The sequence below is a fragment of the Pseudokineococcus lusitanus genome, assembly GCF_003751265.1.
GTDB lineage: Bacteria > Actinomycetota > Actinomycetes > Actinomycetales > Quadrisphaeraceae > Pseudokineococcus > Pseudokineococcus lusitanus.
Genome location: NZ_RJKN01000012.1, coordinates 42253 through 52024 on the forward strand (window position 1 = coordinate 42253; position 9772 = coordinate 52024).

General features: G+C 75.5%; 5 protein-coding genes. 3 read left to right on the plus strand and 2 right to left on the minus strand.

Annotated features, from left to right (window positions below; translation table 11 throughout):
• Positions 1-94 precede the first annotated feature (94 nt).
• The 3 genes from glgX to treZ are packed head-to-tail and all read left to right on the plus strand — an operon-like array spanning position 95 to position 6785.
• On the plus strand, positions 95-2371 hold the full coding sequence (gene glgX, locus EDC03_RS16875; RefSeq protein WP_123381432.1) for a glycogen debranching protein GlgX: 2277 nt from the start codon (positions 95-97) through the stop codon (positions 2369-2371).
• Positions 2368-4920, plus strand: a complete 2553-nt coding sequence (treY, locus tag EDC03_RS16880) for a malto-oligosyltrehalose synthase (RefSeq protein WP_123381433.1) — start codon at positions 2368-2370, stop codon at positions 4918-4920. Before glgX ends, treY begins: the two co-directional genes overlap by 4 nt.
• A gap of 56 nt (positions 4921-4976) precedes the next feature.
• Positions 4977-6785: a malto-oligosyltrehalose trehalohydrolase gene (gene treZ / locus EDC03_RS16885; RefSeq protein ID WP_123381434.1), complete on the plus strand. Its 1809-nt coding sequence runs from the start codon at positions 4977-4979 to the stop codon at positions 6783-6785.
• A 57-nt stretch (positions 6786-6842) separates the two neighbouring features.
• On the opposite strand, the gene EDC03_RS16890 is transcribed toward treZ, so the two are convergent.
• Both EDC03_RS16890 and zapE read right to left on the minus strand, forming a co-directional pair.
• Positions 6843-8291, minus strand: coding sequence for a hypothetical protein (locus EDC03_RS16890; RefSeq protein WP_199720374.1), 1449 nt, complete (start codon positions 8289-8291; stop codon positions 6843-6845).
• 155 nt (positions 8292-8446) lie between these two features.
• Positions 8447-9502: a cell division protein ZapE gene (gene zapE, locus EDC03_RS16895; RefSeq protein ID WP_199720375.1), complete on the minus strand. Its 1056-nt coding sequence runs from the start codon at positions 9500-9502 to the stop codon at positions 8447-8449.
• Positions 9503-9772 lie beyond the last annotated feature (270 nt).

The window sequence follows — 9772 nt, forward strand, 5'->3', positions numbered from 1 at the left end:
CGGTGCGGTTGGGTGACCGTGCTCCCGACGCCGGGTCCCGGCTCCCCGGGGACCGTCGCGCGGGGCGCACCTGCCCGACGAGACGGACGGACCCATGCTCACCTACCCCGGCAGCCCCTACCCCCTCGGGGCCACCTACGACGGCACCGGCACGAACTTCGCGCTCTTCAGCGAGGTCGCCGAGCGCGTCGAGCTGTGCCTCATCGGCGACGACGGCCGGGAGACGCGGGTCCCGCTCACCGAGGTGGACGGCTTCGTGTGGCACGCCTTCCTGCCGAGCGTCCGCCCCGGCCAGCGCTACGGCTACCGCGTGCACGGCCCCTACGACCCGGCGGCGGGGCACCGGTGCAACCCGGCCAAGCTGCTGCTGGACCCGTACGCCAAGGCGATCGACGGGCAGGACGACGGCGACGAGTCCCTCTTCTCGTACCGCTTCGACGACCCGTCGGCCTTCAACGACGACGACAGCCTCGGCCACACGGCCCTGTCGGTCGTCATCAACCCCTTCTTCGACTGGAGCCGCGACGTCACGCCGCGGCACGAGTACCACGAGTCGGTCATCTACGAGGCGCACGTCAAGGGCCTGACGATGACGCACCCCGACATCCCCGAGGAGCTGCGCGGCACCTACGCCGCCGTCGGGCACCCGGCGATGGTCAAGCACCTCGTGGAGCTGGGCGTCACGGCCGTCGAGCTCATGCCCGTCCACCAGTTCGTCCAGGACACCCACCTCGTCGACAAGGGCCTGTCGAACTACTGGGGCTACAACACGATCGGATTCTTCGCGCCGCACGGCCAGTACTCCTCGTCCGGCACGCGCGGCGAGCAGGTCCCCGAGTTCAAGGCGATGGTGCTGGCGCTCCACCAGGCGGGCATCGAGGTCATCCTCGACGTCGTCTACAACCACACGGCCGAGGGCAACGAGCGGGGCCCGACGCTGTCGTTCCGGGGCATCGACAACGCCGCGTACTACCGGCTCGTCGACTCGGACAAGCGCCACTACTTCGACACCACGGGCACGGGCAACAGCCTGCTCATGCGCCACCCGCACGTCCTGCAGCTCATCATGGACTCGCTGCGCTACTGGGTCACCGAGATGCACGTCGACGGCTTCCGCTTCGACCTCGCCTCGACCCTGGCCCGCCAGTTCCACGAGGTGGACCGCCTGTCGGCGTTCTTCGACCTCATCCAGCAGGACCCGGTCGTCAGCCAGGTCAAGCTCATCGCCGAGCCCTGGGACGTCGGCGAGGGGGGCTACCAGGTGGGCGGCTTCCCGCCCCTGTGGACGGAGTGGAACGGCAAGTACCGCGACACCGTCCGCGACTTCTGGCGCGGCGAGGGCGGCACCCTGGCCGAGTTCGCCAGCCGCATCACCGGGTCGAGCGACCTCTACGAGTCCTCGCGCCGCCGCCCCGTCGCGTCCATCAACTTCGTCACGGCGCACGACGGCTTCACGATGCGGGACCTCGTGTCCTACAACGACAAGCACAACGAGGCCAACGGCGAGGGCGGGGCCGACGGGGAGAGCCACAACAGCTCGTGGAACTGCGGCGTCGAGGGGCCGACGGACGACCCCGAGGTGCTCGTCCTCCGCTCGCGCCAGCAGCACAACTTCCTGCTGACCCTCCTGCTGAGCCAGGGCGTGCCGATGATCGCCCACGGCGACGAGCTGGGCCGGACGCAGGGGGGCAACAACAACGTCTACTGCCAGGACAACGAGACCGCCTGGATCGACTGGCAGCTCGACGACCAGCAGCGCGAGCTGCTCGCCTTCACCCGGCGCGCGGTCCACCTGCGCAAGGCCCACCCGATCTTCCGGCGCCGCCGGTTCTTCCGCGGCGAGGCCTCCAAGGGCGGGCAGTCCGACCTCTCGGACATCGTCTGGATGACCCCGGCCGCCGGCGTCATGCGCGACGGCGACTGGAACAGCCACTTCGCCCGCGCGGTCATGGTGTGGCTCAACGGCCACGACATCCCCGAGCCCGGGCCCCGCGGCGAGCGCGTGGACGACGACTCCTTCCTCGTCCTCTACAACAGCCACCACGAGGTGCTCGAGTTCGTCATGCCCGACGCCGCCTACGGCCCGGCCTGGCGGGTCCTCGTCGACACGGCCAGCCTGCTCGACGGCCAGGTCGTGCAGGCCGGGCAGTCGCTGCACCTCGGCGCACGCAGCCAGGTGGTGCTCGTCGCCGACCCGGAGGCCGCCGCCGAGGAGGTCCGCACCGCGGCGCGGGCCAGCGCCGCCGCGGACGGCGGGGCCACCGCCCGCCGCACCCGGGCCGCCAGCACGCCCGGGGCCACCGACTCCCCCGCCACCCCCGTCGCCGGCTCGCGCCGCACGCCCCGCCGTCGCAAGGGAGACCCCCGATGACCACGACCGACGCCGCACCCGGCACCGGGGACGTCGAGGACGGCGCCCGCCGCCGGGCGCACCGGCCCGGCCCGGGCCGCCCGGTGCCGACGTCGACGTACCGGCTGCAGGTGCAGCCGGCCTTCACCTACGACGACGCGGCCGCCGTCGCCGGGTACCTCGCCCGCCTCGGCGTCACGCACGCGTACCTGTCGCCCGTCCTCCAGGCGGCGCCGGGCTCGGAGCACGGGTACGACGTCGTCGACCACTCCCGGCTGTCCGACGAGGCCGGCGGGCGCCCCGCCTTCGAGCGGATGCTCGCCGCACTGCGCGCCGAGGGCCTGTCGGCGGTCGCGGACGTCGTCCCCAACCACATGGCCGTGCCGACGCCCGCGTCGGCCAACACGGCGCTGTGGTCGGTGCTGCGCGACGGGCCCTTCTCGCCGTACGTCGCGTGGTTCGACGTCGACTGGACGACCGACGACCACGCGCTGCTCATGCCCGTCCTCGGCTCCCGCATCGGGCAGGTGCTCGCGGCCGGCGAGCTCGAGCTCGACACGAGCGGGGACGAGCCGCTGCTGCGGTACTTCGACCACGTCTTCCCCGTGCGGCCCGGCAGCGAGTCGCTGCCGATGGACCGGCTCGTCGAGGCGCAGTGGTACCGGCTGGCGCACTGGCGGGTGGCCGACGAGGAGCTCAACTACCGCCGCTTCTTCGACGTCGACACGCTCGCGGCGGTCCGGGTCGAGGACGAGCAGGTCTTCGACGCCAGCCACGCGCTGCTGCTCGACCTGCTGCGCGACGGCGAGCTCGACGGCCTCCGGATCGACCACCCGGACGGCCTCGCCGACCCGCGGGAGTACCTGCGGCGGCTGGCCGACCGGACGGGAGGCGCCTGGGTCGTCGTCGAGAAGATTCTCGAGGGCGCCGAGCAGCTGCCCGACGACTGGCCCTGCGCGGGGACGACCGGCTACGACGCGCTGCTGCGCGTGGGCGGCCTCTTCGTCGACCCGGCCGGGGAGGCGCCGCTGACGGCGCTCTTCACGCAGCTGACGGGCGACCCCGCGGACTTCGCGGGCGTCGTCGAGCAGGCCAAGCGCGAGGTCGTCGCCGACAACCTCTACACCGAGGTCCACCGGCTCGTGGACCTCCTCGCGGGCATCACCCACGCCGACGTCCTGCTGCGCGATCACACCCGCCGCGCGTTCACCGAGGTCGTCACCGAGCTGCTCGTCGCCTTCGACCGGTACCGCGCGTACGTCGTGCCCGGCGAGGACGCCCCCGCGGAGGCGGTCCACGTCCTCGACGAGGCCGTGGAGCACGCGCGGGGACGGCTGGCGCCGGAGCGGCACGAGACCCTCGACCTCGTCCGCGACCTCCTGCTCGGCCGCGAGGCCGGGTCGGCGGGCCGCACCGCGGAGGCGGAGCGGGCCGAGCTCGTCGTCCGCTTCCAGCAGACGTGCGGGCCGGTCATGGCCAAGGGCGTGGAGGACACCGCCTTCTACCGCTGGTTCCGGCTGTCGAGCCTCAACGAGGTCGGCGGCGCCCCCGAGCGGTTCGGCGTCTCCCCCGAGGAGTTCCACGCCTTCTGCGCCGGCCTCGTGACGTCCTGGCCGACGACGATGACGACGCTCTCGACCCACGACACCAAGCGGGCCGAGGACGCCCGCGTGCAGCTGTCCGTCGTCGCCGGGGTCCCGGCGGCGTGGGCGGAGGCGCTGACGCTCTGGCGTGCCGCGGCCGCCGCCCACCGCTCCCCGCTGCTCGACGGGCCGACCGAGCTGCTCTTGTGGCAGACGCTCGTCGCGACGTGGACGCCCGCGGGCGTCGAGGGCCCGGGCGGGCCGATCACCGAGGAGCGCCTGCTCGCGTACCTCGAGAAGGCGGTCAAGGAGGCCAAGCGGCACACGACGTGGACGGCGCCCGACGCCGACTACGAGGAGGCGGTGGCGGCCTTCGCCCGCGGCGTCCTCGGCGACGAGGCGGTGCTGGCCCAGGTCGGCGACTTCGTGCGCGCCACGGCGCCCGCGGCGCGCACGGCCGTGCTGGGGCAGAAGCTCGTCCAGCTGACGATGCCGGGCGTGCCCGACGTCTACCAGGGCACCGAGCTGGGCGAGCGCTCGCTCGTCGACCCCGACAACCGTCGCGCGGTCGACTACGACCGCCGCAGCACGCTGCTCGACCGGCTGGACGGCGGTGCCCGCCCGCGCGACCTCGACGAGGAGAAGCTCCTCGTCACCTCGCGGGCCCTGCGGGCGCGGCGCGACCTCGTCGGCGCCTTCACCGGGCCGGACGCCGGGTACGCACCGCTGCCGACCTCCAGCGGGTCGGCCGTGGCCTTCGCCCGCACCGAGGCCGGGCGCGCCCGGGCCGTCACGGTGGCCACCCGCCTGCCGGACGCCCTCGCCCGCTTCGGCGGGTGGGGCGACCACGTCCTGACGCTGCCCGACGTCGACGACGGCGGCACGTGGGTCGACGTCCTCACGGGCCGCGAGCACGCGGCCGGCGCCGCGCGCCTGGCCGACCTGCTGGCCGACCTGCCCGTCGCGCTCCTCCTCGAGCGCTCCTGACCGACCCCGGCGGCCCGCCGGCTCCCGCACCTGCACCACGCACCAGGAGGCACCCCGTGCACGACTTCTCCGTCTGGGCCCCCGACGCCGCGCGCGTCGAGGTCCTGCTGCCCGCCGCCGGCGCCGCGGCGGACGACGCCCCGCGCGTCGAGGCCGTCCGCGCGGGCGGGGGCTGGTGGTCCGCGTCCGTCGCGGACGCCGGCCACGGCACCGACTACGCCTTCTCGCTCGACGGCGGGCCCGCCCGCCCCGACCCCCGCAGCGCCTGGCTGCCGCAGGGGCCGGACGGGCCGAGCCGGGTCTTCGACGCGGCGGCGTTCGCCTGGACGGACGAGGGCTGGGCGGGGGTCGACGGGCGGGGCGCGGTCTTCTACGAGCTCCACGTCGGCACCTTCACCGCCGAGGGCACCCTCGACGCCGCGGTGGGGCGCCTGGACCACCTCGTCGACCTCGGCGTCCAGGTGGTCGAGCTGCTGCCCGTCGCCGCCTTCCCCGGCCGGTGGGGCTGGGGCTACGACGGCGTCGGCCTGTGGGCCGTCCACGAGCCGTACGGCGGGCCGGAGGCGCTCCAGCGCTTCGTCGACGCCTGCCACGCCCGCGGCCTCGGCGTCTGCCTCGACGTCGTCTACAACCACCTCGGGCCGGCGGGGAACTACCTGCCCGAGTTCGGGCCGTACTTCACCGACGAGCACGAGACCCCCTGGGGCACCGCGGTCAACCTCGACGCCCCCGGCTCACGGGAGGTGCGCGCCTACGTCGTCCAGGGCGCGCTGCGCTGGCTGCGCGACTTCCACGTCGACGCGCTGCGGCTCGACGCCGTCCACGCCCTCGTCGACGACTCGGCGGTCCACGTCCTCGCCGAGCTGTCGCTCAAGGCGGCGGAGCTCTCCGACGAGGTCGGCCGCCCGCTGACGCTCGTCGCCGAGTCGGACCTCAACGACCCGCGCACCGTCGAGCCGGCGCGCGACGGCGGCTGGGGCATGCAGGCGCAGTGGGCGGACGACGTCCACCACGCGCTGCACGCCCTCGTCACCGGGGAGCGGCAGGGCTACTACGTGGACTTCGGCTCGGTCGACGTGCTCCGGACGACGATGACCGGCGCCTTCCTCCACGCCGGGACGTTCTCGACCTTCCGGGACGAGGTGTGGGGCCGGCCGGTCGACCCGACGCTGCACCGCGGCGGCTCCTTCGTCGCCTACACGTCCAACCACGACCAGGTCGGCAACCGCGCGACGGGCGACCGTCCCTCGGCGACGCTGCCCGGCGGCGTCCTCGCCACGAGCGCGGCGCTCGTCCTCCTCGGCCCCTTCTCGCCGATGCTCTTCATGGGCGAGGAGTGGGGAGCCCGCACCCCCTGGCAGTTCTTCACGGACTTCCCCGACCCGGAGCTGGCCGCCGCGGTCCGCGAGGGCCGGCGGGGCGAGTTCGCCTCCCACGGCTGGGACGCCGAGGACGTGCCGGACCCGCAGGACGCCGCGACCCGCGACGCGTCGGTGCTCGACTGGGCGGAGCCGACGACGGGCCGCGGGGCGGCGCTGCTGGACTGGCACCGCCGCCTGCTGGCGCTGCGGGCCGCCGAGGGCGACCTGCGCGACGACGTCCTGGGCCGGTCTCCGTCGCTCGACCTCGTCGGCGACGAGGACGCGGGCTGGCTCGTGCTCGTGCGCGGTGCGTTCCGCGTCGTCGCCAACCTCGGCGACACGGCGCAGGAGGTCGGCGTCCAGCGCGGCGGCGGCGTGGAGGGCGAGAGCGGCGCCGAGCTCGTGGCCGCGTACGGCGGCGAGGACGGGGACGCCGAGGTCGTCGCCGAGGGCGAGGTCGTCCGGCTGCCGGCGCACTCGGTGGCGGTCGTCCGGCTCCGCTGACGCCGCGGCGCCCGCCCCGGCGGCGGGCCGGCGGGACGTCCCGCCGGCCCGCGCGGCTCAGCGGAGCCCGGTGCGCCGGAAGGGGTTGGCGCCCTCGACGGCCATGACGTACCAGGCCGTCGCCCCGACGTGCTGGGACGGGAAGTAGCCGAAGCCGAAGCCCGTGTCGATCGGGCTCGTCGCGGCGACGAGCCCCGACGCCGCCGGCAGCGGGCGGCCGCCGACCGTCTGGCCCTGCCCGACGCCCTCCTGGGCGCGGCGCATCTTCTGGAGCAGCGCCGCCGCGCGCTCCTCGTCGGCCCGGCCGGTGGCGCGGCGGCCGGCCCGGTCGACGAGGGACGTCGCGAGCTGCGCCGTCCCCTCGCACCACACGCCCTGCGGGTTGACCCCGCGCCCGTCGTAGACGGCGGTCGACGTGAGGCTCGCGGAGCTGAAGGTCACGCCGCCGACGCGCAGGCCGTCGGGCAGCGCGCTCCGCGGCTGCGCGGCGTCGTCGACGACCGCGAGGGCGGACGCGGCCCAGTCGAGGGCGCCGGCGAAGCGCCTGTCCTGCAGCGCGAGCCAGCTCCAGGTCTGGGGGTCGAGCGGCAGCGGGTCGCGGTTGAGCGTGCTGCCGTCGTTGCTGCCGGTGTAGAAGTACCCGCCGACCGGCTCCCACGTGCGCTCGACGAGGGCGCGGGCCTCGTCGGCCTCCCGGGCCCACGCGGCGTCGCCCGTGGCCGCGGCGAGCTGGCCGAAGAACCCGACGCAGTCGACGTTGTGCTCGGTCGAGACGTTGGGGACACGGTTCCCGGCGGCGTCGACGCCGAAGGAGAAGCCGCCGAGGGCGCCGCCGTTGCGCGCGTTCGTCGTGATCCACCGGCCGATGCGCAGCGCCCCCTCGAGGTAGCGCGCCTCCCCCGTGCGCCCGGCGAGCTGGGCGAGGGCCATGCCCGGCCAGGCCATGTCGCCGACGGCGGTGCCGAGGAAGCCGAACTGGTAGCCGACGTTGGCGGTCCCGTCGGGCAGCCGGAGCCCGTGCTCGTTGCGGGAGCCGTCGTAGAACGTGTACGGGCCGACGTTGTAGGCCTGGCGCAGCCGGCCGTCGTCGTGGACGGGGTCGTTGTCCTGGGCGAAGAGGAGGCCGTCGCCCAGGCGGCGGGCCACGGCCTCGCCGGGGCGACCGGCGGCGAGGGCCGCGCAGACGGCCAGCGCCTGGTCGTAGACGAAGGCCGTGGCGAACAGGCCGTTCTGGTCGCTGTAGCTCTGCGCCAGGACGGGCCCGCCGCCCGTGACGTCGTCGTAGGCGGCGGTCATGCGGCCGAGGAAGTCCAGCCCCCTGCGGGCGGACCGCAGGACGCGCGGGTCGCGCCGCGGCGTCCGGGCCGTGGCGGCCGTCGGGGCCCCCACGGCGAGGGCCGCCGCCCCCGCGGCCCCGGCCAGGACGGCCCGGCGCCCCGGGCGGGACGCCACCGCGGGGCGGGGCGTCGGGACGCTCCGCGTGGTCGGCTGGTCGTGACGGCTCATGGCGCTCCCCCTCGCCGACGTCGTCGTCGGCCCCTGGTCCTGCCCGCACGGCCTCGGCGGGTGCGCGGCGGCGTCGGTGCCGCTGCGGCGCGGCGAGCGTCGCCCGCGGACGGCCCGGGGTCAAGCGTCGTGGCCGGCGGCGCGGGGCCGGGGCGTCAGGCCGTCCCGCGGGCCAGCGAGGTGAGGCGGGACAGGGCGCGGTAGTACTTCTTGCGGTACCCGCCCTCGAGCATCTCGGGGGTGAAGAGGTCCGCGAGGCCGGCGCCGGACACGGCCAACGGGAGCGAGAGGTCGTACATCCGGTCGGCCAGGACGACGGTTCGCAGGGCGACGTTCTGGTCCGCGAGCGGGCGGACGTCCCGCCAGAAGACGGCCTCGACCCCGTCGAGGAGCGCGCGGTAGCGGCTGGGGTGGACGCGGGCGAGGTGCTCGGTGAGGGCGCCGAAGTCGTCGAGCACGGCGCCGGGCCCGGCGTCGCGGGCGGCCGTGACGAGGTCGGCGTCGTCGAGCGGCGCGGGCGGGTCGGGGAGGCCGCGGTGGCGGTAGTCCTCGCCGTCGACGCGGGCGACCTCGAAGTGGCTGCCCACCGCCTGGATCTCGCGGAGGAAGTCGTCGGCGGCGAAGCGCCCCTCGCCGAGGGACCCGGGCAGCGTGTTCGAGGTGGCGGCGAGGTGGACGCCGGCGTCGACGAGCTCGCGCAGGAGCCGGGCCATGAGGACGGTGTCGCCCGGGTCGTCCAGCTCGAACTCGTCGATGGCCACGAGCGTCATGGGCGAGAGCGCGCGCACGGCCTCGGCGAAGCCCAGGGCGCCGACGAGGTTGGTGTACTCGACGAAGGTGCCGAAGGCCTTGGGCCCGGGGACGGCGTGCCACGTGGACGCGAGCAGGTGGGTCTTGCCGACACCGAAGCCGCCGTCGAGGTAGACGCCGGGGGCGCCGGCGGGCGCCTTGGGTCGTCCCCCGAGGAGGCGGCGCAGGCCGGAGCCGCCCTGCTCCCCCGCACGCCCCGCGCGGACCCGCTCGGCGAGGCCCTGCAGCACCTCGACGGCCCGCGCCTGGGAGGGCTGGTCGGGGGCGGGGACGTAGGACCCGAAGGAGACGTCCGCGAACCTGGGCGAGGGCACGAGCTCGGCGACGATGCGGTCGCGCCCCAGCTGCGGCGTCCTGCCGACGAGGGAGCCGACGCCGTCACCAGTGCGGGGGTCCACCACGGGCGTCGACCCTACGCAGGACGCGCCGCCGCGGCGTCCCGGCTGGCGGGCAAGGGCACGGACGCGGGGTGCCGTCCGGGAAGATCGGTCCGCGCGGGCGACGTTGCGCCCAGCAGGTACGAGACCGAGACCCCTCCGCCTCCCGCGAGGCGGCCCGGCCCCACCAGGAGGAGACCCGTGAGCGTCCCGACCGACCCGAGCCCCGCGCTGGCGCAGTACGCCCACCCCGAGCGCCTCGTGACCACGCAGTGGCTGGCCGACCACCTCGGC

Excerpts from the sequence above, each read along its gene's own strand:
- glgX (WP_123381432.1), top strand. The coding sequence starts at position 95 with ATGCTCACCTACCCCGGCAGCCCCTACCCCCTCGGGGCCACCTACGAC.
- treY (WP_123381433.1), top strand. The coding sequence starts at position 2,368 with ATGACCACGACCGACGCCGCACCCGGCACCGGGGACGTCGAGGACGGC.
- EDC03_RS16890 (WP_199720374.1), bottom strand. The coding sequence starts at position 8,291 with ATGAGCCGTCACGACCAGCCGACCACGCGGAGCGTCCCGACGCCCCGC.